22 protein-coding genes are annotated in these 25,456 nt (G+C 63.0%); 5 read left to right on the top strand and 17 right to left on the bottom strand.

Annotation, left to right across the window (positions count from 1 at the left end; translation table 11 throughout):
• Positions 1-11: 11 nt before the first annotated feature.
• Positions 12-1,607, top strand: coding sequence for an acyl-CoA dehydrogenase family protein (locus AB7D48_RS09230; RefSeq protein ID WP_427978046.1), 1,596 nt, complete (start codon positions 12-14; stop codon positions 1,605-1,607).
• An 87-nt stretch (positions 1,608-1,694) separates the two neighbouring features.
• On the opposite strand, the gene AB7D48_RS09225 is transcribed toward AB7D48_RS09230, so the two are convergent.
• The gene (locus AB7D48_RS09225) at positions 1,695-3,146 is read right to left on the bottom strand and encodes an aldehyde dehydrogenase (RefSeq protein ID WP_427978044.1); all 1,452 of its coding nucleotides are present in this window, start codon (positions 3,144-3,146) and stop codon (positions 1,695-1,697) included.
• Positions 3,147-3,336: 190 nt separating this feature from the next.
• Here AB7D48_RS09225 and AB7D48_RS09220 point away from each other — a divergent pair, with 190 nt between their 5' ends.
• A complete protein-coding gene (locus AB7D48_RS09220) occupies positions 3,337-3,948 on the top strand; it encodes a class I SAM-dependent DNA methyltransferase (protein WP_427978042.1) in 612 nt (203 codons plus the stop codon).
• 4 nt (positions 3,949-3,952) lie between these two features.
• Here AB7D48_RS09220 and AB7D48_RS09215 read toward each other — a convergent pair whose 3' ends face one another.
• The 16 genes from AB7D48_RS09215 to AB7D48_RS09140 form a co-directional block, all read right to left on the bottom strand.
• Complete coding sequence (locus AB7D48_RS09215) at positions 3,953-4,420, bottom strand: MaoC/PaaZ C-terminal domain-containing protein (RefSeq protein WP_427978040.1); 468 nt, start codon at positions 4,418-4,420, stop codon at positions 3,953-3,955.
• Positions 4,417-5,313: an MBL fold metallo-hydrolase gene (locus tag AB7D48_RS09210; protein ID WP_427978038.1), complete on the bottom strand. Its 897-nt coding sequence runs from the start codon at positions 5,311-5,313 to the stop codon at positions 4,417-4,419. Before AB7D48_RS09210 ends, AB7D48_RS09215 begins: the two co-directional genes overlap by 4 nt.
• A gap of 16 nt (positions 5,314-5,329) precedes the next feature.
• The gene (locus AB7D48_RS09205) at positions 5,330-6,979 is read right to left on the bottom strand and encodes an AMP-binding protein (RefSeq protein ID WP_427978036.1); all 1,650 of its coding nucleotides are present in this window, start codon (positions 6,977-6,979) and stop codon (positions 5,330-5,332) included.
• Positions 6,972-8,234 carry an acyl-CoA dehydrogenase family protein gene (locus AB7D48_RS09200; RefSeq protein WP_427978034.1) on the bottom strand — a complete coding sequence of 421 codons (1,263 nt, stop codon included), beginning with the start codon at positions 8,232-8,234 and terminating at the stop codon, positions 6,972-6,974. The genes AB7D48_RS09205 and AB7D48_RS09200 overlap by 8 nt, the downstream gene beginning before the upstream one ends.
• Before the next feature lie 103 nt (positions 8,235-8,337).
• Positions 8,338-9,009: a TetR/AcrR family transcriptional regulator gene (locus AB7D48_RS09195; protein ID WP_427978032.1), complete on the bottom strand. Its 672-nt coding sequence runs from the start codon at positions 9,007-9,009 to the stop codon at positions 8,338-8,340.
• Between the two features lie 80 nt (positions 9,010-9,089).
• Positions 9,090-9,794 (bottom strand): ABC transporter ATP-binding protein, encoded by a 705-nt coding sequence (locus AB7D48_RS09190; RefSeq protein WP_427978030.1) that lies wholly within the window; start codon positions 9,792-9,794, stop codon positions 9,090-9,092.
• Positions 9,791-10,525 (bottom strand): ABC transporter ATP-binding protein, encoded by a 735-nt coding sequence (locus tag AB7D48_RS09185; RefSeq protein WP_427978028.1) that lies wholly within the window; start codon positions 10,523-10,525, stop codon positions 9,791-9,793. The genes AB7D48_RS09190 and AB7D48_RS09185 overlap by 4 nt, the downstream gene beginning before the upstream one ends.
• A complete protein-coding gene (locus tag AB7D48_RS09180) occupies positions 10,522-11,559 on the bottom strand; it encodes a branched-chain amino acid ABC transporter permease (RefSeq protein WP_427978026.1) in 1,038 nt (345 codons plus the stop codon). Before AB7D48_RS09180 ends, AB7D48_RS09185 begins: the two co-directional genes overlap by 4 nt.
• Positions 11,552-12,421, bottom strand: a complete 870-nt coding sequence (locus AB7D48_RS09175) for a branched-chain amino acid ABC transporter permease (protein ID WP_427978024.1) — start codon at positions 12,419-12,421, stop codon at positions 11,552-11,554. The genes AB7D48_RS09180 and AB7D48_RS09175 overlap by 8 nt, the downstream gene beginning before the upstream one ends.
• A gap of 2 nt (positions 12,422-12,423) precedes the next feature.
• Complete coding sequence (locus tag AB7D48_RS09170) at positions 12,424-13,725, bottom strand: ABC transporter substrate-binding protein (RefSeq protein WP_427978022.1); 1,302 nt, start codon at positions 13,723-13,725, stop codon at positions 12,424-12,426.
• 62 nt (positions 13,726-13,787) lie between these two features.
• A complete protein-coding gene (locus AB7D48_RS09165; RefSeq protein WP_427978020.1) occupies positions 13,788-14,723 on the bottom strand; it encodes a SphA family protein in 936 nt (311 codons plus the stop codon).
• 282 nt (positions 14,724-15,005) lie between these two features.
• Positions 15,006-15,782 carry an SDR family oxidoreductase gene (locus AB7D48_RS09160; RefSeq protein WP_427978016.1) on the bottom strand — a complete coding sequence of 259 codons (777 nt, stop codon included), beginning with the start codon at positions 15,780-15,782 and terminating at the stop codon, positions 15,006-15,008.
• A gap of 25 nt (positions 15,783-15,807) precedes the next feature.
• Entirely contained in the window at positions 15,808-17,724 is a 1,917-nt protein-coding gene (locus AB7D48_RS09155) for a 3-hydroxyacyl-CoA dehydrogenase NAD-binding domain-containing protein (protein WP_427978013.1), read from the bottom strand.
• 4 nt (positions 17,725-17,728) lie between these two features.
• Positions 17,729-18,739, bottom strand: a complete 1,011-nt coding sequence (locus AB7D48_RS09150; protein ID WP_427978011.1) for a phosphotransferase family protein — start codon at positions 18,737-18,739, stop codon at positions 17,729-17,731.
• Positions 18,739-19,923 (bottom strand): acetyl-CoA C-acyltransferase, encoded by a 1,185-nt coding sequence (locus AB7D48_RS09145; protein ID WP_427978008.1) that lies wholly within the window; start codon positions 19,921-19,923, stop codon positions 18,739-18,741. The genes AB7D48_RS09150 and AB7D48_RS09145 overlap by 1 nt, the downstream gene beginning before the upstream one ends.
• A 9-nt stretch (positions 19,924-19,932) precedes the next feature.
• Positions 19,933-21,906 (bottom strand): 3-hydroxyacyl-CoA dehydrogenase NAD-binding domain-containing protein, encoded by a 1,974-nt coding sequence (locus AB7D48_RS09140; RefSeq protein WP_427978006.1) that lies wholly within the window; start codon positions 21,904-21,906, stop codon positions 19,933-19,935.
• 188 nt (positions 21,907-22,094) lie between these two features.
• Here AB7D48_RS09140 and AB7D48_RS09135 point away from each other — a divergent pair, with 188 nt between their 5' ends.
• Genes AB7D48_RS09135 through AB7D48_RS09125 form a run of 3 tightly spaced genes read left to right on the top strand, consistent with a single transcriptional unit; the run spans position 22,095 to position 25,239 of the window.
• On the top strand, positions 22,095-22,811 hold the full coding sequence (locus tag AB7D48_RS09135; RefSeq protein WP_427978004.1) for a TetR/AcrR family transcriptional regulator: 717 nt from the start codon (positions 22,095-22,097) through the stop codon (positions 22,809-22,811).
• A gap of 41 nt (positions 22,812-22,852) precedes the next feature.
• Complete coding sequence (locus AB7D48_RS09130) at positions 22,853-24,064, top strand: acyl-CoA dehydrogenase family protein (protein WP_427978002.1); 1,212 nt, start codon at positions 22,853-22,855, stop codon at positions 24,062-24,064.
• A 23-nt stretch (positions 24,065-24,087) separates the two neighbouring features.
• A complete protein-coding gene (locus AB7D48_RS09125) occupies positions 24,088-25,239 on the top strand; it encodes an acyl-CoA dehydrogenase family protein (protein ID WP_427977999.1) in 1,152 nt (383 codons plus the stop codon).
• Positions 25,240-25,456: the final 217 nt, after the last annotated feature.

The raw sequence follows: 25,456 nt of genomic DNA, 5'->3' as shown, positions 1-25,456 counted from the left end.
AAGAGGAAACGATGCTGACAGAGCAGGCATTGGCCGGCCTGATTGCCGGGCTGCATGGGCTGAACCATGATTGCACCGATTTCGAAACAAACATCGCGGTGCTGGGAGAAGCGGCGAAATTGGCGCGAGGCATGCTGACGCAAAACGGCAAGCTGGCCGACATGGCTGGCGCGCGCTTTGAAAATGGCCGGGTGACCTTACCGCCGGAACAGCAGGAATCCTGGCGCGCCCTGCGCGAAGGCGGCTGGACCAGCCTGGCGGACCCGGCGGAATTTGGCGGCCAAGCCTTGCCTCTGCCGCTGGCCGTGGCCGCGCAGATGCTGTTCGACGCCGAGGATGTGGCGCTGGGCATGCTGACGCTGAACCAGCGCTGTGCCGTGCGGCTCTTGCGCAAGGCCGCGCCGGCGCAAATGCAGGCGCTGTGGATTCCACGCCTGACCTCGGGAGAATGGGCGGCGACGATCTGCATCTCCGAGCCGGATGCGGGCTCGGATGTCGGACGTATCCGCAGCCTCGCCACGCAAGGCGAGGATGGGCGCTGGCGCATCACCGGGCAAAAATGCTGGATTTCCTATGGCGACCATGATCTGGCCCCGAATATTCTGCATCTGGTGCTGGCGCGCGCGCCCGGACAAAAACCCGGCACGCGCGGGCTGAGCCTGTTCCTGCTGCCGGACCGGAAAGAAGATGGCAGCCGCAACAAGATAGAAATTCTACGCATCGAGGAGAAAATGGGGCTGCATGCCTCCCCCACCTGCGTGCTGGCGCTGGACGGGGCCGAGGCCTTGCCCATCAGCGCCGAGGGACAAGGGTTGCGCGCCATGTTCGGCATGATCACCGGCATGCGGCTGGGCGTGGGTAGCCAGGGCAGCGCCCTGGCGGCGAAAGCCTGCGACATCGCCTGGGCCTATGCCGCCGACCGGTGCCAGGGCGGCCCGGCGGATGCACCGGCTCTGCCGATTCATGAACATGCCGAGGTGCGGCGCCTGCTCCTGGATGCGCGCCTGACCGCGACAGGGGCAATGCTGCTCACCTTGCAGGCCGCCGCCTGGATGCAGGGCGGCGACGAGGGCGATGAGGCGGCCGCCGCGCGCGTGGCCGTGCTGCTGCCGGTGGTGAAGACCTTCGCCGCCGAGGCCGCCTTCGACACGTCCAGCTTGGCCATGCAGGTGCTGGGCGGCGCGGGCTATACGCGGGAATGGCCGGTTGAACGGATCATGCGGGATTCCCGCGTCTTCTCGATTTTCGAAGGCACCACCGCGATCCAGGCGCTGGATCTCGTGCTGCGGCAATTGCTGGGCTCCGGCGCCGGTGCGGCGGCGGAACTGCTGGATATTCTGGCGCCGGCCCCCGCCATCCTGACGCCGTTGCGGACATTGCTGGCCAAGCTGGCGGAAGCCCCTCCCCTAGCCCGGGAACAGGCGGCGCTGCCGGTACTGCGGCTATTCGGACTGGCCTGCATCGACGGTTTACTGCGCCGCCACAAGGCGGTGACGGGCGAGGCGTTGCTGGCCTGGCACGAGGCTGGGCTGGCGGCCAAGCTGAATGCGTTGCTCGTCGCCACCGAATGGGTGGATACGAAAGCACTCCATGCCAGCCTGACGTGATTTCAGCACGGCTTGACCGAGCCACATGGAAACAAAAAGGCGCGGCCCCATTGGCCGCGCCTTTTATGTTGCCCAAGCAAGCTGTGCTCAGATTGGGTAATGCCCAGGCTGAGATTCGACGGTGATCCAGCGAAGTTCGGTGAATGCGTCGATCCCCGCCTTGCCGCCAAACCGCCCATAACCGGAAGCCTTGGTGCCCCCGAAGGGCATCTGGGCTTCGTCATGCACGGTTGGGCCATTCACATGGCAAATACCGGATTTGATCTGACGCGCGACATTGAGCCCACGGGCGACATCGCGCGTGAATACCGCCGAGGACAGCCCATATTCGGTATCGTTGGCCAGTTCGATCGCATGCGCCTCGTCGCGCGCGCGGATGACGGCGACGATGGGCCCGAAACTCTCCTCACGGAACAGGCGCATCGCGGGGGTGACCTTGTCGATCACGGTGGCGTTCATGAGCAACCCCTTGGGGGCCTCCCCGCCGGTCAGGCGCTCCGCGCCCTGTGCCACGGCGTCCTCGGCCAGGGCCTGGATATGGTTGACCGTCTTGGCATCGACCACCGCGCCCAGCGGTTGCTTGCCCTCGGTGGGGTCTCCCGCCAGCAGCGTGGCCGCCTTACCCCGCAAGCGCGCCACGAAGACCTCGGCCACTTCATCGACCACGATGATGCGTTCCGTCGACATGCAGATCTGGCCCTGATTGAAAAAGGCCCCGAAGGAGGCGGCTTTCACGGCTTCATCCAGATCCGCGTCGCCGAGCACGATAAAGGGCGCCTTGCCACCAAGTTCGAGCAGGACCGGCTTGAGGTTCTCCGCCGCCCGCTTGGCAATGATCTTGCCCACCGCGGTCGAGCCGGTGAAATTGACGCGGCGCACGGCGGGATGGTCGATCAGCGCGCCGACCACCTCCCCCGCGTCGGCGGGAGCGTTTGTCAACATATTGACGACACCGGGTGGAAAACCCGCCCGGACAAATGCCTCCGCGATCAAGGCATGAGTTCGCGGACAAATTTCGGAGGCCTTGAAAATGACGGTGTTGCCGCAGGCCAACGGGGTGGCGATGGCGCGCACCCCCAGAATCACCGGCGCGTTCCAGGGAGCGATGCCGAGCACCACCCCCGCGGGCTCACGCACGGCCATGGCCAAACAGCCTGGCTTGTCCGATGGAATCAGCTCACCGCCGATCTGCGTGGTCAACGCGGCCGCTTCACGGATCATGTTGGTGCCCAGCATGACATTGAAGCCAGCCCAGGCCTTGGTGGCGCCGGTTTCACTCATCATGGCGGCGACGATCTCGGGTGCGCTGGCGGCCAGGGCATCAGCGGCTTTCGAGAGAAGCTCCCGGCGCGGGGTCGGCCCTAGCCGCGCCCAGCCCGGCAGGGCGGCGGCGGCGGCCTCGGCGGCGGCGATGGCATCGGCGGGTGTCGCGGCAATGGCGCGCGTCGCCACCTCGCCCGTCAGGGGGTTATGGCGCTCAAACAAGGCCGTGTTGGCGCTGCCTTGTGCGCCGATCATGAGCTTCACTGTTTCCGGCACGGAAAATTCCTCAATTATGCGATTATTGCTATGTCTCATAACATATAAAACCCGTCAATCACAAGGCCGCATGCGCCGTTCGGCATGCTCCATCAGGAGGAACGACGACGGCAAACCCCAGCATGCTTGCAAAATATCCCAAACATGCCGCAAGGTGGTCCAAAGACGTTCCCTGAACCGGAATTTGATCGTGGCTGAAACCAACCGCCAGACATTGGCCTCTTACGAAGCCCATGCCCAGGATTACATAGCGGGCACACCCCGGATCGTGTCGGGGCCCGTCAAACTCTGGATCGACGCCGCCTTGGAGGGCCTTGACCGCGAAGCCTCCATTCTTGAACTGGGCAGCGCCTTCGGCCGGGATGCGGCCTATATCAAGAATCTTGGGTACAAGATTGAATGCACGGATGCGACGCAGGCCTTTCTGGAACATTTGCGCGCCCATGGTTTCACGGCCAGATATTTCAACATTCTCACCGGCCGTTTGCCCGCGATCCACGACCTCATTCTCGCCAATGCCGTCTTGCTGCATTTCACCGGGGACGAAGTCTCCGCCATCTTGCGGAAAATGGCGGAGGGCCTGAAGCCCGGCGGCCGCTTTGCCTTCAGTTTGAAACAAGGCGAAGGCGAGGAATGGTCGAACGCAAAGCTGAACGCGCCACGATATTTCCGCTATTGGCGGCCAGCCGAGCTCCCAGCCTTGCTGCGCCAGGCCGGGTTTACGGGCTGGCATATTGAAACCGCCGCCACGGACAGGAAACATGCCGGCTGGATCTATGCCATCGCCCATATGGGCGCCTGAACCCTCAGCTTTCAACGCGCCGTTTCATCAGAACCAGATCCTTGAGAGTCATGACCGCGATGCCATCGGCCAGCAGCCGAAGGCCAATGACCGCCGTGCCGCGCTCGGGCTTGCTCGTCGAGGGCGTGGCCGCCAGCCATTCGATCTCCACCTGGCATGTGGCACCGCCGCGCAATGGCTTCAAAAACCTGACCTCATCATGCCCCAGCGAGGCTATGACACCGCCAGCATATGAAAAATCATGCAACAGCAATTGTTTGATCGCCAACATATGGCCGCCCGCGGCGATGATTCCGCCGAATGGGCTGGCCTTTGCCACCTCTATATCAATGTGAATTGGCAATGGATCATATCGCTCACCGAAATCGATGATCTCCGCCTCGCTCACGACATAGGTGCCGGAAAGCTCCTTCCGGCCGACAACAATATCCTCAAGCCTGAACGCCGGATCGGCGCCGGATGGACGTGTCATGAAACCTCCGCGCAATTCAAGGGAGAGAAACTGAACTTGCCCGCCGCCTCGCGCACATGGCCGGCATGAGGAGCGGCGAAATGGCCCGGCACCAGCAAATGCCCCTCGCAGGCGCAACGCTCCAGCGTGTTCCGGCGCGTGGCCCGCGCCAGCACCGGATCCGCGCATGCGAAACTATTCAGCTCCGGGCACGCGATCTGGAGTGGATGATGCAAAATATCCCCGGTGAATAGAGCGCTTTCACCGGCGTCGCGCACACGCAGCAGCGCATGGCCTGGCGAATGACCCGGGGCCGGCTCTATGGTCATCATCTCATTCACCTCGAATATGCCATCCACCAGTTCGGCCAATCCGGCTTCCATCACCGGCAACACGGAGTCAACGAAAATATCGTCTTTCTCATCATGCCGGTCAGAATCATGCCCGCGTGGATCGAAGGCCTCGTAATCGGTCTTGGAAAACAAATAACGCGCATTCGGAAAGGTGGGCACCCAGCGCCCATCCTCAAGCCTTGTGTTCCATCCGACATGATCGATATGCAGATGGGTGCAAAAGACAAAATCGATGTCTTCAGGCGCCACGCCAGCGGCGCTCAAATTCTCCAGATACGGCCCGTTGCGCATATGGAAGACCGGAAAATGCTCACGCGGCTTGCAGTTGCCGCCGCACGTATCGACGAGGATATTATGATGGCGCGTGCGCAGGAGGAAAGACTGGATGTGAATGGCGAAGCTGTTGGCCCGCGCATCGTAAAAACGAGGCGCGAGCCAATGCTCATGCTCACGCAATGTTTCCTCGCGCAAATCCGGCAGCAGAAAACCTGGCGGCACGTGCTGGTCGATGAAATCCTCAACCCGCGTGACGGAGATCTCCCCGATATTGAAATTGACCATGCGTTTCCTCCATTATCTACCGTAATTCGCGGCGCAGGATTTTTCCCGTCGCCGTCTTCGGCAATTCTTCACGAATCTCGATGACCTTGGGGCATTTATAAGCCGCCATGCGCGCCCGGCACCATGACGTAAAATCCTCCGCCGAGGCATCCTGCCCAGGCTTGAGGGCAAGCACCGCCTTGACCGTCTCGCCGCGATACGGGTCGAGAAGGCCGATCACCGCCACCTCGCGCACCGCCGGATGCGCGTACAGCACATCCTCCACCTCACGCGGCCAAACCTTGTAGCCGGAGGCGTTGATCATGTCCTTCTTGCGGTCCACCAGATAGAACCAGCCTTGCTCGTCCATGAAGCCGACATCGCCGGTGCGGAAACCATCCGGCTTCATGCTCTCCGCTGTTTCCTCGGGTTTCAGCCAGTAGCGCTTCGCCACGTTGGGGCCCGAGACCACCAGTTCACCCGCGACCCCGACCGGCGCGCGGGAGCCATCATCGGCCATGACCCAGACATCGGCATTGAATTCCGGCACCCCTATGGAGTACGCTCCGGAGTTTTCATCCACCGGCGGCACGGCATGGCGCGGCACCGCGATCATGGCGGCATTGGTTTCGGTGAGGCCGTACCCATTCAGCACGCGCTTGCCGGTCCTGGCCTCGAAATGCCGCGCCACGGCCGGCGGAATCGGCGCGCCGCCGGACAGCACGATCCGCAGGGACGAGAAATGCTCCGGCGTCGCCTCATGATGATTCACCAACCCGATGAAAGCGGTGATGGCGCCGACAATGAAGGCTGGCCGGTGCTCCTTGAGGGCATCCAGCACCACGCCCGGATCAAAACGGTAATTCAGCACCAGAGGCGAGGCTATGGCGAAGGCATAGGCCATCTGCCCGGCCAGCCCGGTGACATGAAACAGCGGCGCCATGCCGAAAATGGGCGATCCATCCTCTAACCCGTACCAGCGCGCGATGGCCGTGCCGTTGAACGCCAGGTTGGCATGACTGTTCACCGCCGCTTTCGGCAGGCCGGTGGTGCCGGATGTGTAAACCAGAAAAGCGGGATCTTCCGGCATGGGCGCATGCGGTGGCGGCTTGCTCCCGGCATGCCGTTCCAGAATCTGGAACAGATCATGCCCTCCCGCCAGCGGGCCGACGGGGGCAGGCAGCACGCGGCCATCGTCGCGGCTCTGAAAATCATAAGGCGAGGTGGTGATGATCAATGACGGCACCGCCGCCTCCGCCGGCAGGCCGGCGATAACGTCCGCATAGAGATGATCCAGGCAAAGCAGCGCCTTCGGGGTGGAGTTGGCGAACATCAGGCAGAGCTCTCGCTCCCGGTACATCGGGTTCACCGGCACGGCGCAGCCACCCGCCTTCCAGGCCGCCAGCGCGCCGATGACGAATTGCGGCATGTTCTGTAGATAGAGCGCCAGCCTGTCGCCCTTGGCGAAACCATTCTCCCGCAACATGGCGGCGAAGGCATCCGCCATCGCGTCGAGACGCTCATAGGTCAGGACCGCATCGAAATAGATCAGCGCCGAGGCTTGCGGCGCGCGGGCCACGGCGGCGGCGAACAAGCTCAGCATATCCGGCTTGGCTGGCTCGATCGAGGCGGGCAGACCCGGCGTATAAAGCTTCAGCCAGGGCTTGGCGGCATAAATATCAGCCATGCCGCGCCCCTTCCAGGACGGGGGTGAGATAAAGCGCGGCGGCTCCCAGCGTCTCCCGGCTGCGGCGGATTTCCTGCCGCGCCACGGTGCGCAGATGCACCTCATCCGGCCCGTCGGCGATCCGCAGAGCGCGGCCCATCGTCCATAAATCCGGCAAGGGCGAATCAGGCGACAGCCCCATGGCCCCGAATGTCTGAATGGCCCGGTCGATCACCGCCACCTGCATGCGCGGAATCACCACCTTGATCATGGCGATTTCCGAAGCCGCCGCCTTGACGCCGAGATGATCGATCATCCAGGCCGCCTTCAGCACCAGCAGCCGCGCCTGCTCGATCTCACAGCGTGACAGCGCGATCCATTCGGAGACCGTGCTGTGCTCGTAAAGATGCTTGCCGAATGTTTTACGCTCCTGGGCGCGCTCGGTCATCAATTCCAGCGCCAGTTCGGCCTGGCCGATGGAGCGCATGCAATGATGGATACGTCCCGGCCCCAGCCGCGCCTGCGCCAAGGCGAACCCCGAGCCTTCCTCATTCAGAAGATTTGCGGCGGGAACACGCACATCCCGGAATACGATCTCGCAATGACTCTCGGCGGCCAGATGATTCATCACGCTGATATTGCGCACCACGGTGACGCCTTTCGTGTCCATTGGCACGATGATCATGCTCTGGCGGCGATGACGTTCGGCCTGCGGGTCCGTGTTGCCCATCACGATGGCGAACGCGCACCGGGAATCAGCCGCACCGGTTATGAACCATTTACGGCCGTTGATGACGTACTCATCGCCGTCCCGGAAGATGCGGGTGGCGATGTTGGTGGCGTCGGAAGATGCCACGTCCGGCTCCGTCATCGCAAAGCAGGAGCGGATATCTCCCTCCATCAGCGGTTTCAGCCAACGCTCGCGCTGCGCGGGCGTGGCGAACATATGCAGCAATTCCATATTGCCCGTATCCGGCGCCGAACAATTGAACACTTCCGAAGCCCATTGGATGCGCCCCATGATTTCCGCCAGCGGCGCATATTCAAGATTGGCCAGGCGCGTGCCTGGTTCGTCGTCATGCAAAGCGGGCAGAAACATGTTCCATAACCCCTCAGCCTTGGCCAGGGCCTTCAGCTCCTCCACCACGGGCGGCGGATTCAACCCTTGCGCCACCTCCTGGCGCCAGCGCGTGTTCGCGGGCACCACATGGTCGTCCATGAACGCTCTGACTCGGCGGCGAAGCTCCTGAACTTTTGGAGAATAGCTGTAATCCATGATCGTATCGACCTCTTTTATTCAAACGTTTGTTTAATGTTCGGCGCAACAAAACCGCGCCCGCCATGCTGGCGTGGCCAAACCCCAGCCCCCTCACCGCGCGCTAAACGCTCTTGGAGCGCGGCAACTGGCGAAAACCGGCTTCGGTGAAATCCAGCAACCGTTCCAGCACCTGGTTGAAATCGGCCGTGCCGCAAGGAGCATGGGCGAGCAATTCCAGGCGCTTGAAATTGATCTCTGTATTGTGGTGCAGCGCGCCGAGCGTGAAATGCAGCGCCCAGCAAATATCGCGCTCGTGGACCCCCGGCAGGGCCCGGGCCAGAGGCGCCACGAAATATTGCAGATGCCCGACATTGTTTTCCAGAATCACCCGCAATTTTTCTGTCACCTCGTACAAGGCGCGGGTGATGAAGCGCGACGCCGTGGCCTTGCCGGAGGCAGGATCCCTCCACAAAATGGGCGGCCCCAGCAAGGCGCGCAACACCTCGCGCAAGGGCGGGTTGCCACCGTGACGCTGTTCGGCCTCGCGCAGCATCTGCCGCCGCTCGCCATTCAGTTCGCGGGTGCGGACATTGAAGATTTCCAGCAGCAAATCTCCCTTGCTGCCGAAATGATAATTCACCGCCGCGATATTGGCCTGCGCCGCCGCCGCGATATCGCGAACCGAAACACCGTCGAATCCGCATTCGGCGAACAATCTCTCGGCCGTGAGGAAGATCGTCTCCCTCGTGCCGGTTCTTGTGGCTTCCTCGCCAATGATCGCCTGACGCGCCACGATGGCATCCCTTTTCCAATTGCCGCATCAGGCTACCCCGCGCCCGCCACGCAAGTCAAACGACTGTATAAAACAGCGTTTCATGCCAAATAGGCCCTGTGCAGCACCTCGGGATCGGCCTTGATCTGCGCGGGTGTGCCGGAAAACTGCACCTTCCCGCGTGAAAGCACATGCACCTCCGAGGCCAGCGCCAGCGCCACCTGGGTGAATTGTTCGATCAGCATGATCCCCATGCCGCTTTCCCTCAGCATGGCGACAACCCCCATCAACCGCTTGACGATCAATGGCGCCAAGCCGAGGGACATTTCATCGATCAGCAGGAAAGCCGGTTTGGCGATGAGCGCATGCCCCAGCGCGACCATCTGCTGCTGCCCACCGGACATGGTGCCCGCCGCCTGCGCGCGCCTTTGCGCCAATTCCGGAAAGGTGGTGAACACGTCCTCGAGCCCACGCCGCAGCGCCACCTTGTCCAGGTGCCAGCCCGCCGCGCGCAGATTATCCTCAACCGACATTCGCGCCAGAACCTGATGCCCTTCCGGCACCGCCGCCACCCCCGCCTTGCGGATCGCCTCCGGCGAACTGCCCAGCAGATTGCGCCCGCCCAGCATGATCCGTCCGCCAAAGCCCGGCACCATGCCGGCGATGCTCTGCACGAGGCTGCTCTTGCCAGCACCATTCGGCCCCAGAACGGCGATGGTCTTGCCCGGCTCCAGCGCCAGCGACACATCGTCAAGCACAAGCTTACCGCCGCGCCGCACATTCAGCTTTTCGATCCGCAGGCTCATCCCAGAGTCTCCTCTTGCAGATGCTCATCCGTACCCAGATAGGCCGCCTGCACCTTCGGGTCGCGCAATACCGCCGCCGTCGCCCCGCAAGCGATCGGCACTCCGAAATCCAGCACCAGCGTGGTGCCGCAAACCGCCGTGATCAAATCCACATCATGGTCGATCAACACCGTCATCGCGCCGGAAAAAGCATGAATGCCCAGGATGATTCCGCGCAACCGGTCCATCTCCGCCTGGGACAGCCCCGCCCCCGGCTCGTCGAGCAGCACGATGCGCGGCCGCCCCATCAGGGCGCGGGCAATCTCCACCATTCTGCGTTCATAGGCGTTCAGATGCCTGCCCAGAACCGCCTCGCGCCCGGAAAGCCCCGTATAGCTGAAGACCCGCGCCAGTTCCGCCTGTTTTTCCACGCGTGACAATTTCAAACTGTCGGCCATCACCAGCACGTTTTCAGCGGCGCTGAGATCGTCCACCACCTGCTCCGCCTGAAAGGAGCGGCGAACGCCCCAGATAGCCCGCCTGTTGGGGGCCAGCGGCAGCAAGGCCTCGCCAAACGCCGTGATGCGCCCACTCCGCGGCGTTATAAAACCAGACAGAACATTAAGAAGAGTGGTTTTCCCCGCGCCGTTGGGACCGATCACCCCCACGATCTCCCCTCTCAGCACGGCGTTCAGATTTTGAATCGCCTTGACGCCGCCAAAGGAGACCGAGACATCCTCGATCACGATCATGACTTGCTCCTCCGCCCGCCCAGCACGGCGACAAGCCCCGCCATTTGCCCGGCGATACCGTTCGGTGCCGTCACGATCGTGTGCAGCAACGCCGCGCCGAAAATCACCAGGGCAAGATTGCCCGAAACGCCAATTCCATTGAGAACCGCCGGCATCATGCAGAACAGCATGCCGGTCAGTACCTGGCCGAACCAGATATAAGCTCCGCCCACGACCGTTAGCGCGAACAGCATGATGGATTGGCTGGGCAGGAAGGTACTGGCGTCCAGATGGCCGAACGTCCCGGCCATCTGCCCGCCGGCAAGCCCGGCCAGAAAGCCCGCCAGCCCGAACGCCCATACCTTATAGAGCATGATATTCACGCCGGAGGCCATGGCGCAGGCATCCCCGCGCCGGATCATCGCCCAGGCCCGCCCCGGCGCGGTGCGCCGGTGCAGCTCCACCAGCATGAAGCCAAGCCAGGTGATCACCATGTTGTACCGGCACATCGCCGCATCGGACATGCCGAGCCAGGGCCTTGGAAACATCTGGGGATTGGCGAAATCCTGCCCCAGAAACCCTGGCCCGCCATTGGGAAAGGCGATGGCCGTGATGATGATGAAAAAAGCGCTCGCCGCCATCAAGGTCACGAGCGCGTAATATAACCCGCGCATCCGCAGGGCCGGCAGACCGATGATCATGCTGATCACCGCGGTGATCGACGCGCCGGCCAGCATGTCGAGCTCAAAAGGCAGACCGGTGGCGAAGCCGATCCGCATGCAGCACCAGCCCCCCACCCCCACCAGCGCCACTTGCGCCAGGGAGACGAGCCCCAGCCGCGCATACAGCACCGCCGTGCCGATGGCCGCCGTGGCATAGACAAAGCTGCTCATCACCACGCTCAGCCAGTAGGCATTCAGCAACATCGGCAAAATGGCGATGGTCAGCAGCATGGCAACGCCAAGCGCGACATCCTGCCGGGGTAGACGCGACATCCATGCGGCTGCCGGGGTGGGGCTGGCATGGTCCAGCTTCATGGCATGATCCTTAATCATGGGCGGAAAGCGCCAGGTTGGTCTGGCGGCGCAGCCAGAGCAGAATGAACACGGCCACCGCATAGGGCGCGATGGAACGATAGGGCGCCAACGGGCCGATCAAGGTCGTCATGGATTCGACCACCCCCAGAAACATGCCGCCCGCCAGCGTGATGATGAGCGATTGCAACCGCCCCAGCACCGCCGCCGCGATGGCCGGGATAACCATGAAGGTGAGCGTGGCGGAATCCAGCCGCACGAGATCCGCCAGCAACAGGCCGGTAATCCCCGCGAGCACGCCCGAGATCATCCAGGCCAGCGCCTCCACCCGCCGGACCGGAATGCCAAGCATGGCCGAGAGATTCCGGTTTTCCGCCAGGGAGCGCATCAGCAATCCCATGCGGGTGAACCGCAGATAGGCGGCGATGCCGAGCGTTGCCCCCACCGCGACGCCAAAGGCGATCAGCCGCGTGCCGTTGATATGGACGCGAAACAGGCTGATGCTCCATCCATCGGTGGCGAAGTTCAGGCTGCGCGCTGTCACTTCCCAGATAAAATTGGACAAGCCAAGCAGGATAAGCGCCAGGCCAATGGAGGCCACCGCCTTCACCACCGGCTCGCGGTACGCCATGAAGGGCGAGACCGCGAAGCCATACAAGGAGGAGATGGCGGTGGACAATATGATGGCGCCCAGACAGGCGGCCCAGACCGGGCCGCCCACTTGTTCGATCTGCCATGCCGTCAGCGCCGCGATACCGCCGATGGCGCCATAGCCAAGATTCAGCACGCCGGTTGCCCGGTAGAGCAGAACCAGTCCCACGCCGGACAAGGCATAAAGGGCGCCAACGCTCAAGCCCGCGATGAGGAAGATCCCATAGATCATGATTACAGCCCCAGCTTCTTTTCCTCGGCCACGATGGGCGCGAAGTAAGAGGATTCCGCGGTCAGGCAGTCATGCACGGTCTTGAAGCCCTTGCCTTCAGGCGTGACGATCAAACCGGTGCGGTTGGGATAATGCCGGTTACCCGGGCCAAAATACCAAGGCCTGCACAGCAGATCGGTCTTGTAGGGGGGCATGGCCCTGATTTCCTTGGTGACATTGGCGCGGTCGATGTCCGCCGGGTTCATCTCCAGCAACGCCTTCACGAATACGCGCGCCGCCACGAACCCTTCCTGAGAGAACGCATCCATGCGCGCCGTGGCGGCCGCATCGCTGACACCGTATTTTTTCATCACCTCACGCCACAGCGTCGCATCCGGCCCCTTGCCATCAATCGGCGTGGTCGCGGTCTGGATAAACAGCTTGCCATCCCACTGTCCATGCAAGGCCGATGGCACCGCCGGGTCGTACAATGTCGTTTCCCCAATAAAATGATACTGATCCTGCACCCCCTGGTCCACGGCGGCCTTCAAGGCCGCGATCGCATAAGGCGCGGGCAGATTGAGCAGGATCGTATCCGGGTTTTGCGCCTCGGCCTGCAACAGAGCGGAGGTCATGTCGATCGACCCGCCATTGATGAGTACCTGCGTACCCGTCAGCCCATGCGCCTTCATCCAGTCATTATCGAGCTGACACGACCAATTTCCGGAATTAGGCATGTTGATGGTGATGCAGACAACGGATTTGGCACCCAGATATTTCACCGCATATTGCTCAGCCGCCAAGCCAGAAGCCGCCGGGCCGGCATCGACAGCGGCCATGTTGCTGGCTTCGTAACACCCCCGCTCCGGGCAAGCCGCCGACAAGGACAGCACATTGTTCTTGGCGTAAAACGCGGCATTGGCCGATGCATCCACGAAACTGCCGCTACCCACCAGCGCCACGACATGATCGACATTCACGAGTTTCGCCGCGACCTGCGCCGCGATCTGCGGGTTCCACTGATCGTCCTCGATGATATATTTCACTGGCCGACCATGGATACCGCCATTGGCGTTCACACAAGCGAAATAGGCTCGCGCCGCCGCCGCCCCGGCGCTGAAATCAGCCGGGCCGGTCTTGCCGACCACCGCGCCGACGACGATCGGCGCGCCCGTGGCGGGCTGACCATTGCCCAGGCCGCATTTCACCGGTGCGTCCTGCGCCGCGGCACCATGAACAGCCAATAGACAAAAACATAACGCCACGGCGGACGCGCTGAGAATCCTGCCCAATCGCGTCAGCAAGATCGTTGGATTGCAAACCATTCTTGGACTCCGTTATGATTTTACGGCCGCCCGGCTAACCCCCGCGCGGCGTGGGCATGAGATCAGGAGAGCGGGAACGAAACGCCGAAATGCACGAAGCTCGGATTGCCACCATTGGCCCCCGCCACCCCATCGATATACCGAACCGACCACAGGACCGATCCAACCTGATATTCAACCGCGACACCGACACCCACATGCATGTAACGGTTGCCGTAACCATCACCGCCGACATTCTCGACCGCTTTTCCGAATTGCGTGTCATCCGTGAATTGCTGGGTATAATTGCCGATCGCCCCAAGCGTCAGCTTTCCGAAACTATGCGCGACCGTCCAATCCAGATAGTAAGTGGAGCCGGAGTGATAATCCGTGGCTTTGTTCTTGGTATTGAAGTCGAACACATTGTTCAACGTCACGTCCCAGCCATGGCCCAGATAGGAATATGCAAGAGATGGCTCAAAGGTCGTGAAATTATTGGCGTAGGAATCGGCGTTCGTCGTCGTGCCCGTATGGTGGTAATCGCCGGTCGGCAGATAAACCGCCAACCCTTCCGACACGAAATTGGCCCGTCCAAGATCCCATGAAAGCTTTTCCGGAAACAGCACCATGTTGAACAAGCCAGCGGAAATGACGCTTGCACCGCCTACATTGTTCTCATCCGTGTTGTTAAGCGCGAAGGGCTGCATGATCCCGACGGAATAACGCGCGCCGAGGATTTTGATGTTGGGCACCCACATCAGCATCGGCGAGGTTTCAGCGCCTTGAATCTTCACACCGGTATTCTTGCCCTGACCGGTCACGACATTTCCTTCCATGAAGTAAATATCGTTACTGAAATAAAGCCCCGGAGGCGGCAGCGCGCCTGTTGGAAACCCAGCGGTCACACCAACCTGAAACGGTGAAAAATGCTCCAGCGCGAAAGCGGGATGCGCCTGCGTCAACGCGGCACCACCAGCACAAACACCCGCCAGAAGAATATTCCTTGAACGTTTTTTCATTTTTATCAGTCTCCTCAGCTTGTTATTTTTTTAGCCTTACAGACGCGTGAAGACAGGCCGCCCGAGCTTACACCCCGCGCTTGCACGCCACCACGCACACAAAACTTCCCTTTACCGGCGAGAACGATCAGGCCGGATCTTGATTTTCACTGGGATTTTCAGATTTTACGACTTCCCCTTTCTTGGACATTTCTGCTCTTCTGGCCTGGGAACCGCGGCCAACATATTATGTTATATCTCATACTATAGCAGCATCCCCATGTCAAACATTCGTTTAAAACCTTATGCCGTCTCTCCTCCATCGACCACGATGGCCTGGCCGGTGATATGCCGCCCCGCCTCGGCGGCGAGCAGCAACGCCACACCCTGCAAATCCTCCTCACCACCAAACCGACCAAGCGGAATCCGCGAGAGAAACAGATCTTCGTGCTGTTTCAGCAATTCACCGGACATTTTGGAAGGAAACCAACCAGGACAGATCGCGTTGACGTTGATATTGTGCCGCCCCCACTCAACCGCCAAGGCTTGCGTCATATTGATGAGCGCCGCCTTGGAAGCATTATAAGCCACGGTGTGCATTTCGATCCCAGGCGCATTGCCGCCCAGCCCGCCAATGGAAGCGATGTTGATAATCTTGCCCGATCCCGCTGGAATCATGACCTGACGGGCAATGGCCTGTGTCAGGAAAAACACGGCGTCGAGATTGAGCCGCATCACCTTGTTCCAACCCTCGGCGGGGTAAAGCTCCGCCGGCGCGCTCCAGCTTGTTCCCGCATTATTCACCAGGATATCGAGCCGGCCAAACCGCGCCAGCGCATCCGCCGCCAGCCTGGCGGCTTCTCCATCCTTGGCTAGATCACAAGCAAATACCTCAATCTCGTGGCCGGTGCGGCGCAGCGCGGCCGCGGCATCGGCCAATTCCTCCGGCTTGCGCGCGGTGATTCCCACGCGCGCGCCCGCCTCGGCCAAGCCGCGTGCGATCTGCAACCCCAAACCACGCGATCCCCCCGTCACCAAGGCGGTTTTCCCCGCAAGGCTGAACAAGTCCCGGACGCCCATTCAATTTCCTCTCGTTAATCTGGTTTTAGGAACAATCGGCGCCCCCTCGAACCGGAATTTGTGTTTTGTGCACTAGGCGGACATCCCGTTGTCGAATCAACGGCGCGGCTTCCCAAAAGATCTTGTCTCCGCCAGGGGCTTCCGCGAACTGGTGAAAAATCTCCTCCACCCGCTCCAACCCCAAAAGCCCCAGCAGATAAAGCGGCCCGCCTCGCACGGCGGGAAAACCATACCCCTTCACCATCACCATGTCGGCATCCTCGGCACAGGCGGCGATGCCTTCCTCCAGCAGCCGCGCGCCTTCATTGGCCAAGGCCAGCACACAACGCGCCACGATCCGCGCGGGCGGTATCGGGCGGCGCTGCTCCGGCGCGCGCAAGCGTCCCCCCTGGGCGACCCAATAAGCGCCGACAAGTTCCTGCATTCGTGGATTCGGCGTGCGTCCGCCCTCGCCCGGCCCATGCAAATACCACCCCTGGCCGGTTTTGCGCCCCAGCCAGCCCCGCGCCACCATCTCTCCCCACAAGGCTGGCTGGCGAATGCCAGGCTGACTGGCCGCACGGGCCCGCCACACGCCCCAGGGAATATCATTGCCGATCATATCCAGGCTGCGGAACGGGCCGATCGCCATGCCCCAGCCCTCCAGCGCCTCGTCAACCTCGTGCGGCCAGGCGCCTTCCTCCACCAAGAACATCGCCTGACGCAAATATTGGTCGAACATGCGATTCCCGATGAAGCCATCGCAGATACGCGCCACCACGGCCAGCTTGCCAAGCCGCGCGGCCAGGGCACGCACACGGGCCAGCACGTCTGGCGCGGTGACGGCGCCGCGCACCACCTCCAGCAGCTTCGTGACATTGGCGGGCACGAAAAAATGCGTTCCCACCACCAGGGCCGGGCGCCGCGTGGCCGCCGCCAGCGCATCGATATCCAGGGTCGAGGTGTTGGAGGCCAGCACCACCTCCGGCGGGAGCAGCCTGTCCAGCTCCACCATCAGCGCCTGTTTGGCGGGCAGGTTTTCCGGAATCGCCTCAATGACGATCTCCGCCCCACTCAGTTCCGTCACATGGCTGACCGGATGGATCCGCTCCAGCCGCGCCGTCACCTCCACGGAGGATAGTTTGCCGCGCCGGAGCTGGCTTTCATACAAGCCCCGGATCGCCGCCATGCCCCGCTCCAAGGCATCGCCCCGCGCTTCCAGCGCCAGCACCTCCAACCCCGCATCGGCCAGGGCCGTGGCGATGCCCACCCCCATGGTGCCAAGCCCAATGACCGCCGCCCGGTTGAACGGTTCGGCCTCGGGCGGACGCAGGGCCGCGATCCTGCATTCCAGCCGGTCTTGCGCGGCCATCCGCGCCGCCGATGTCACCGGTGCCATCAACGGCGCCAGCAAGGGGGCTTCCAATGCCTCGAAATAGCCCGGCCAGACGCGGCGCGCATTGTCCTTGCGCTCGTCATAAGCGTGGCAGCTATTCAGCAATGCCGGCTTCGTCCGCGCATCGCGGGCACGCACATTGCGCCCCGCCCGCATGGTCTGAAAGGCCGTGGTGGCCAGCACCGGCAGCATCTCCACCAGATGCGTGCAGCCCGCCACCCCGCCCACGCGCTGGCGCGCCTCGCGCATCCACCCCCGGCCGATGCGCAGCCCCGCCAAGCCGGCGAAATCCGGCGCCACATCGCCGCATAGCGCGAAGGGAGAGGACAAGGTCGCGGCCTCGGCCCGCAGGATCAACATATCCTCATCCAGCGTCAGCCGGATCTGCATGTCGTGCAACGGCTCGCCCGGCTCCAGCCTCCCGCGCCAGGCATTCTCGACCCGATAAGCCTTGGTGTCGGTCAGCCGGCCCTCTATGTCCCACAGCCCGTCCGCGCGGCGAAACCCCTCGCAGGAAATGACGCGCCGGTGCATCGGCGCGCGCGGGGCGGGTGGCGACAGCCCCATGGCCCTAGCCCAGCCCGGCGATGCGGCAGCCCCGCTCGGCGAACAGCGTGGAAAACACCCCCAGCTCACCCGCGCGCGCATCCACCGCGTTGCCCTGCGCGGCGCGCGCCGCCACGCCTTCGAAAATCACCGCCAGCCGAAAATAAGAAAACGCGATATGGAACGGCTGCAAGGCCTCACCCAGCCTGGCCCGGCGCTCATAGGCGGCGGCGTACTCCGCATGGGCGGGAATACCCAGCGCCGCCAGATCCAACCCCGCCAGACCGTGATATTCCTCGGGCTTGTTGAACCAGATCATGGAATTATACCCCAGATCCGCCAACGGATGACCCAACGTCGCCAGCTCCCAATCCAGCACGCCGATCACGCGCGGTTCGCTGGGATGGAACATCAGATTGCCCAGCCGGTAATCCCCATGCACGATGCCTCCCCGCTCCGCGCTGGGAGTATGCGCGGGCAACCAGGAGGCCAATTTTTCCAGGGCGGGCACGGCCACACGCCGGGATGCCTCGTACTGCTTCGTCCAGCGGTTGATCTGGCGGGCAAAGAACCCCGCGGGTCGGCCGAAATCCGCCAGCCCCACGACGGCGGGATCGACGGCATGCAGGGCGGCCAGCGTGGCGTTCATCGCGTCGAAAACCGCCGCGCGGTCTTCCGGCGTCAATCCTGGCAGCGCATTGTCATGGAATACGCGCCCATCCAACCGCTCCATCACATAAAACGGCGTGCCGATAATGTCCGGGTCCGGACAATAAACGAACATGCGCGCCACCGGCACGCTGGTGGCCGCCAGCGCCGCCTGCACGCGATATTCACGGTCGATCGCATGGGCGGAGGGCAAGAGCGGACCCGGCGGCTGCTTGCGCAGCACGTAACGCCCACCCGGGGCGAAATTCAGAAAGTAAGTGGGGTTTGACTGGCCGCCGGCAATGGGCGTCACGGTGGGGGCGCCGCCCGCGCCATCCAGCAAGGGACCGAGATAGTCGCCAAGCCTGACAAGAGACTGGGCGTCCATCACGCCACCTCGAACAAGGCGGCGGCACCCATGCCCCCGCCCACGCACATGCCCGCCACGACATAGCGCGCGCCCCGGCGCTTGCCTTCGATCAACGCATGCCCGGCCAGCCGCGCGCCCGTCATGCCGAACGGATGACCGATGGAAATGCCGCCGCCATTCACGTTGAACAAATCCGGGTCGATGCCGAGCCTGTCCCTGCAATAGACCACCTGGGAGGCAAAGGCCTCGTTGATCTCCCACAACCCGATGTCGGAAACGCCAAGCCCATGACGGGCCAGCAGGCGCGGCACGGCGAACACCGGCCCGATCCCCATCTCCTCGGGCCCGCAACCCGCCACCGCCATGCCCCGGAAAATGCCCAATGGCCGCAGCCCTCGCCGCTCGGCCAGCTTCGCGTTCATCAGCAGGCAAGCGGCGGCTCCGTCCGAAAGCTGCGAGGCATTGCCCGCCGTCACGCTGCCGCCTTCCAGCACTGGTTTCAGCCCGGCCAGCGTCTCCATCGTGGTCTCCGGCCGGTTGCCCTCATCCTGGGTCAATGTCACCACACGGTGGGAAACCGCCTTGGTCTGCTTGTCCACCATCGCCTGCCGGACGGTGATGGGCACGATCTCGGCAGCGAAGCGCCCGGCCGCCTGCGCGGCGGCGGTACGGCGCTGGGACGCCAGCGCATATTCATCCTGCGCCTCGCGGCTCACCCCATAGCGCGCGGCGACAGTTTCAGCCGTTTGCAGCATCGGCATATAGGCATCGGGAATTGCCTTGACGACCGCCGGATCCATCTCCGCCGCCGCCCACTCCAGATAGCGCGCCTGCAAGGCCGAGACATTCTCCTGCCCCCCCGCCAGCACGATCTCCATGCCCTCGGCGGTGATCTGCCGCGCCGCGATGGCGATGGCCATCAGGCCAGAGGCGCATTGCCGGTCCACGGTCTGCCCGCCCGGCAAAACCCCCAGCCCGGCGGCCAGTGTGGCGTTGCGGGCTATATTCATGCCCGCCGTTCCGGCGGCGAGCACGGTGCCCACCACCACATCCTCGATCTCTCCTCCCTCGACCCCGCCCCTCTCGGCGGCGGCGCGCAGGACATGGCCCAGAAGGCTGGGAGATTTGATGTCGTTCAACGCCCCCTTGAAGGCCCGGCCAATGCCAGTGCGGGCGGTGGAGACAATCACAGCGTCGGTCATGGTGTTTCCTTAGGCAGCGGAATGGTCAGTGGCGGTGAGCAACCCCTGGGCGCGCCCCCAGAACATCGGCCCACCCTCGCGGCGCGGAAATCCGTAGCCGGCGGCCCAGACCATATCGATGTCGGAGGCCCGGCAGGCGATGCCTTCCTCAAGAAGCTTCGCGCCTTCCTGGACCAACGGCGCCAGGCAACGGCGTTGAATATCCGCCGTGGAGAAGGCCGCATGCCGCGCGATGCCCATCTTGGCGGCCAGTTCCGCCGCCAGACCGACGACATCCTCGTCCGCAAGGGCGTTACGCCCTTCATGCCGGTAATAACCAGCGCCGCTCTTCTGGCCGAAGCGCCCTTGCGCGGCGAGCGCCTTGGTCATGGCGCGATAGGCGGGACCGCCCGGCACATGCCCGGCCTCCTGCGCCTCACGGACCAGCCGGTCGCCAAGATCGACCCCGGCCATATCCATCATGCGAAACGGCCCCATGGCCATGCCGAAAGCTTCCAGCGCCGCGTCCACTTGCGCGGGTGTGGCGCCCTCCAGCAACAGCGCCTCGGCCTCACGCAAATAGCCTTCCAGCATGCGATTGCCGATGAAGCCGTAACAGACCCCCGACACCACCGCGATCTTGCCGATCTTCCGGGCAAAGGCCAGACCCGTCGCCAGCGCATCCGGCGCGGTGGCGGTACCGCGTACCACTTCCAGCAGCCGCATGATCTGGGCGGGCGAGAAGAAATGCAGCCCCAGAACATCGGCCGGGCGGCCCGAGGCTTCGGCCAGGACATTCACATCCAGGGTGGACGTGTTGGTGGCGATGATGGCGCCGGGGCGGCAAACACGGCCCAGCATTTCCATCACCTGACGCTTCACCGCCATCGATTCGAACACCGCCTCGATGACGATGTCGCATTCGCCAAGAGCGGCGCGATCCAGCGTTCCGGCGACCAAGGCCTGGCGCCTTGCCGCATGTTCCGGCGCCAACCGCCCGCGCGCCACCATGGTTTCGTAGGTTTTGGCAATCGTCGAGAGCCCCCGCGTCAGCGCCGCTTCATCGGTTTCCAGCAAGGTGACGGGCAAGCCAGCATTGGCGCAGGCCATGGCGATGCCGCTGCCCATGGTTCCCGCCCCCACCACGCCGATACGCGCGAAGGAACGCGGCGTGACATTGGCGGGCAGGCCGGGGATCTTCGCGCATTCACGCTCCGCGAAGAAAAGATGCAGCAGCGCCTTGGCCTCCGGCGATTCCAGGCAGTCCATGAATAACCGCCGTTCCAGCGCCAACCCCTCGGCGAAGGGGAGCGCTCCGGCGGCTTCCACACAGGCCCGGATTCGCGCCTGCGCCTTGGTTTCGTCCGGAGCCGCCGGCGGCAAACCCGTCTCGGGCAGCCGCGCCGGCCTATCCGCCGTGCGGCGCGGAGCCCGGGGAGACGCGAAGAACGCCAGCCCCGCGGCCACGGGATCTCCCACGAACAGCTCATCCACCAGCCCATGGCGATGCGCCCATTCGGCCGTCACCGGCGCGCCCGTGAGCATGAAGTTCAACGCCTCGCCGGCGGGCAGCAGCCGAGGCAGGCGCTGTGTACCCCCCGCCCCGGGCAGCAGGCCCAGCGTGACCTCCGGCAGGCCAAGCCGCGCCTCGCGCGCGGCCAGGCGGAAATGGCAGGCCAGCGCCATTTCCGTGCCACCCCCCAGGCACGTGCCATGCAACGCCACCGCCACGGGCACGGGGGAGGATTCGATCATCTCATGCAGTTCATTCGGGTCGGGCGGCGGCGGCAGCACACCACGCGCCAACTCCGTCAGATCGGCGCCGGCCATGAAGACCCGCCCCGCGCCGGTCAGCAGGATGCCCTTGAGCTCCTGGCGCCGCGCCGCTTCAAGACAAGCTTGGAGTTGCAGGCGCACCTCCAGGCTCATGACGTTCACCGGCGGATTGTCGATGGTGATGATTCCAACCCCGGCCTCGACCCGCAGGCTGACGGCATGTGCCATGCTCGATCCCTTCGCTGATTGACGGACGCCCCCTGGCGTCCCTCTTGTTTCGTCCCAATGCCGGCCCCAGGGCCGTGGTTTTTACGTTGACATGGACATTAATCGAATGTTTATTCGAACGTCAATATGAACAGTCGTTTTAATTTTACGGAGCGGGACAAAACGTGACCCGCGCGGGAAATTCAATTATGAAGCAACCCCAGTTGAAACTGGTTGAAAGCAGCGTCATGGCGGTATCTCCCGCGAAACCGGCACGGGGCAGGAAACGCGCGGCCTGGGGCAAGGACGTACCCGGCCAGAGCCTGCTGCGCGACCTGAAGATCGAGGCGCTGCACGAAACCGCCGCGCGGATCTTCAACGAACGCGGTTTTCATGGAACCTCCATCGCGGACATCGCCTCCGCCCTCGGCGTTTCCATTTCAACGCTCTATCATTACATCGACAGCAAGCAGGACCTGCTTTACCAACTCCACGACCTGACGATGCGCCAGGCCGAACGGGTGATGCGCGATGCCCCGTTCCGGACCGAACTTACCGGCCTGGAACGGCTGCGCCACTGCATCTACGATTATCTGATCGAGATCATGCGCTCCCCCACCTCCTGCCTGGTGCTGTTCGAGGCGGAGGCGCTGAAGCCTGAGCATGCGGCGGAAATCCTGCGCCGGCGCGATGCGCTGGAGCAAGGGCTGCGGCGGGTGGTGAGGGATGGCGTCGCGGATGGCTCTCTCTCCCCCTGCGACCCCAAGCTGGCGATTTTCACCGTGCTGGGCGCCATCAACTGGATCACGCGCTGGTACAAGCCGAATGGTGAATTGCCGCCGGAGCAAATCGCCCATTCCATCACCCAGCAATTGCTGCGCGGACTGGCCAGCGCACCGGACACGCTGATCCTGCCGCTCCCCTAACAGGCGGGACGTTCACCCCCACCAAAAATCCGAGGAAACCAATGGACCTTCACCCCACGGCGGAGGAACGCGCCTTCCGCGCGGAAATCCGCGACTTCATCGCCCGTGAATTGCCCGCGGACGTGCGCCGCAAGACATTGCTTGGCGCCGAGATCCCGCCACGGGAATGGCGGGACTGGCAGCGCAAACTCAACGCCAAGGGCTGGGCCGTGCCGCACTGGCCCGTGGAATGCGGCGGGAATGGCTGGTCGGCGATGCGGGAATATATCCTGCTGGACGAGTTGCAGCTCGCACCGGCGCCGATGCCCTTGGCCTTCAATGTCTCGATGGTGGGGCCGGTCATCGCGCGCTTTGGCTCGGCCGAGCAGAAAGCGCGTTTCCTGCCCGCCACGGCCAATCTCGACATATGGTGGTGCCAGGGTTTCTCTGAACCCGGTGCCGGCTCCGACCTCGCCAGCCTGAAGACCACCGCCCGGCGGGAGGGCGACCATTATGTGGTGAACGGCCAGAAGACCTGGACCAGCCTGGCGCAATATGCGGATTGGATTTTCCTGCTGGCCCGCACCGACCCGGCCGCGCCCAGAAAACAACAAGGCATCTCCTTTCTGTTGGCGGATATGAAAACACCGGGCATCACCATGCGGCCGATCCAGATGATCGACGGCGGACATGAGGTGAACGAGGTCTTTTTCGACGAAGCGCGGATACCCGTGGAAAATCTCGTCGGCGAGGAGAACAAAGGCTGGGATTATGCGAAATTTCTACTGACCAACGAACGCAACGCCATCGCCCGCGTGGGCACCAGCAAACAGCGTATCCGGCGCATCAAGCAACTGGCCGCCACCATGCCGGCCGGGGACGCAACCCTGCTGGAACAGCCCTGGTTTCGTGAGAAGCTGGCCGCCGTGGAAGTTGAATTGCAGGCGCTGGAAGTGACGCAATTACGCGCCGTGGCGCGGGCCCAGGCACAAGGCGGGCATGGCGGGCCCGACCCGAATTCCTCCGTGTTGAAAATCAAGGGATCGGAATTGCAGCAGGCGACAACAGCCCTGCTGATGGACGTGGCCGGGCCGCATCTATTCCCCTTCTCCGCCTCGCTGGACGCGGAAGAACAGGACACAGCCCACCCGACAGGACCGGACTGGGCGGCCATGGCCGCCCCAACCTATTTCAACTGGCGCAAGATCAGCATCTATGGCGGCGCCAACGAGATTCAGCGCGGCATTATCGCCAAGGCCATACTCGGCCTTTGACGCCAGAATAAAGGAGATTTCCAATGGATTTCGATCTGAGCGAGGAACAGCGCCTGCTGCGGGAAAGCGTCGGCAAGCTGCTGGCGGCCCATTATGACACACTGGAAGCCCGCAAGGGGTATCAGGCCGAGCCAGATGGGTTTTCCCGCGCCATATGGAACGAATTCGCCGAAGCGGGGTTGCTCGCCCTGCCCTTCTCCGAAGCGGATGGCGGGTTTGGCGCCGGAGCGGTGGAGACCATGCTGGTGATGGAGCAACTCGGCGCGGCGCTGGCCATTGAGCCTTATCTCAGCGCCTCCGTGCTATGCGGCGCCTTGCTGCGCGACACCGCGAGCCCAGACATGAAGGCGCGTCTGCTGCCCGGCATGATCTCCGGGGAAACCCTGCTCGCCCTCGCCCAGACCGAGCCAGACCTGCGCGGCGCATTGCACGAAGCCGCCCTGACGGCGCGCCCCACGCCGGAGGGATATGTGCTGAATGGCCGCAAGAGCATGGTCATGGGCGGCGGAACGGCGGATCTGTTCATTGTGGTGGCCCGCGGCACAGGAACACCGCGCGATGAAACAGGGCTGAGCTTGTTATTGGTGGAGGGCACGTCATCCGGCCTCACACGTCAGGCATATCCCACGCAGGATGGTTTTCAGGCGGCCACGATCGATTTTGAAAATGTCCTGGTGCCCCGCGCGAATCTCATCGGCCAGGAAGGGCAAGGCCTGGCCCCGCTGCGCCGCGCGGTGGAGGAAGCCACGGCCGCCCTTTGCGCCGAAGCCGTGGGCGCCATGGCCGCGCTGCTGAATCTGACCGTGGAATATCTGCGGACCCGCAAACAGTTCGGCGTGGCGCTGGGCAGTTTCCAGGCCTTGCAGCATCGCGCGGTCGACATGTATGTGGCGCTGGAACAGGCCCGCTCCATGGCGATCTATGCCGCCCTGGCCATCGTCGAGGACGATCCCTCCATGCGCTCCGCCGCCATCGCCGCCGCGAAGGCGCAGATCGGCCACTCGGCGCTTCTGATCGGTGAAACAGCCACACAGCTTCATGGCGGCATCGGCCTGACGATGGAATATAAAGGCGCGCATTATTTCAAACGCCTGATCATGATCGAACGCCAATTCGGCGATAGCGGCGCGCATTTGCGGGCGCTGGCCCATCAAGGCGGCCTGATCGCCGCTTAGGGCACAAGCTCGGACATTCTCCTCAAAACACCAAAAGTTTTTCAGGCTTGGTTCTTTCAACCAGTACCAAGCTTGAAACAATGCCAGTTGATATTTCAAAAAACCAAAGATATTTTCAGACAATTTCATGTCATACGATTTCGTTTCATTAAACGGCTTCCCGACCATTGTCTGCGCATGGCGCATAATGTCCGCCGACACAGACATTCCACTCTCT

Origin of the sequence: Acidocella sp. (assembly GCF_050253495.1) — a bacterium.
In the GTDB taxonomy this organism is placed as follows: domain Bacteria; phylum Pseudomonadota; class Alphaproteobacteria; order Acetobacterales; family Acetobacteraceae; genus Acidocella.
The sequence above is the reverse complement of the archived record's forward strand: the minus strand, read 5'-3'. Positions and strand labels throughout refer to the sequence as shown.

Bases quoted from the DNA above. Each gene is read 5' to 3' on its own strand.
- AB7D48_RS09155 (WP_427978013.1), bottom strand. From the start codon at position 17,724: ATGGGGCTGTCGCCACCCGCCCCGCGCGCGCCGATGCACCGGCGCGTC.
- AB7D48_RS09210 (WP_427978038.1), bottom strand. From the start codon at position 5,313: ATGGTCAATTTCAATATCGGGGAGATCTCCGTCACGCGGGTTGAGGAT.
- AB7D48_RS09200 (WP_427978034.1), bottom strand. From the start codon at position 8,234: ATGGATTACAGCTATTCTCCAAAAGTTCAGGAGCTTCGCCGCCGAGTC.
- AB7D48_RS09145 (WP_427978008.1), bottom strand. From the start codon at position 19,923: ATGACCGACGCTGTGATTGTCTCCACCGCCCGCACTGGCATTGGCCGG.
- AB7D48_RS09130 (WP_427978002.1), top strand. From the start codon at position 22,853: ATGGACCTTCACCCCACGGCGGAGGAACGCGCCTTCCGCGCGGAAATC.
- AB7D48_RS09165 (WP_427978020.1), bottom strand. From the start codon at position 14,723: ATGAAAAAACGTTCAAGGAATATTCTTCTGGCGGGTGTTTGTGCTGGT.
- AB7D48_RS09180 (WP_427978026.1), bottom strand. From the start codon at position 11,559: ATGATTAAGGATCATGCCATGAAGCTGGACCATGCCAGCCCCACCCCG.
- AB7D48_RS09215 (WP_427978040.1), bottom strand. From the start codon at position 4,420: ATGACACGTCCATCCGGCGCCGATCCGGCGTTCAGGCTTGAGGATATT.
- AB7D48_RS09160 (WP_427978016.1), bottom strand. From the start codon at position 15,782: ATGGGCGTCCGGGACTTGTTCAGCCTTGCGGGGAAAACCGCCTTGGTG.
- AB7D48_RS09135 (WP_427978004.1), top strand. From the start codon at position 22,095: ATGAAGCAACCCCAGTTGAAACTGGTTGAAAGCAGCGTCATGGCGGTA.
- AB7D48_RS09190 (WP_427978030.1), bottom strand. From the start codon at position 9,794: ATGAGCCTGCGGATCGAAAAGCTGAATGTGCGGCGCGGCGGTAAGCTT.
- AB7D48_RS09140 (WP_427978006.1), bottom strand. From the start codon at position 21,906: ATGGCACATGCCGTCAGCCTGCGGGTCGAGGCCGGGGTTGGAATCATC.
- AB7D48_RS09125 (WP_427977999.1), top strand. From the start codon at position 24,088: ATGGATTTCGATCTGAGCGAGGAACAGCGCCTGCTGCGGGAAAGCGTC.
- AB7D48_RS09150 (WP_427978011.1), bottom strand. From the start codon at position 18,739: ATGGACGCCCAGTCTCTTGTCAGGCTTGGCGACTATCTCGGTCCCTTG.
- AB7D48_RS09205 (WP_427978036.1), bottom strand. From the start codon at position 6,979: ATGGCTGATATTTATGCCGCCAAGCCCTGGCTGAAGCTTTATACGCCG.
- AB7D48_RS09175 (WP_427978024.1), bottom strand. From the start codon at position 12,421: ATGATCTATGGGATCTTCCTCATCGCGGGCTTGAGCGTTGGCGCCCTT.
- AB7D48_RS09230 (WP_427978046.1), top strand. From the start codon at position 12: ATGCTGACAGAGCAGGCATTGGCCGGCCTGATTGCCGGGCTGCATGGG.
- AB7D48_RS09185 (WP_427978028.1), bottom strand. From the start codon at position 10,525: ATGATCGTGATCGAGGATGTCTCGGTCTCCTTTGGCGGCGTCAAGGCG.
- AB7D48_RS09170 (WP_427978022.1), bottom strand. From the start codon at position 13,725: ATGGTTTGCAATCCAACGATCTTGCTGACGCGATTGGGCAGGATTCTC.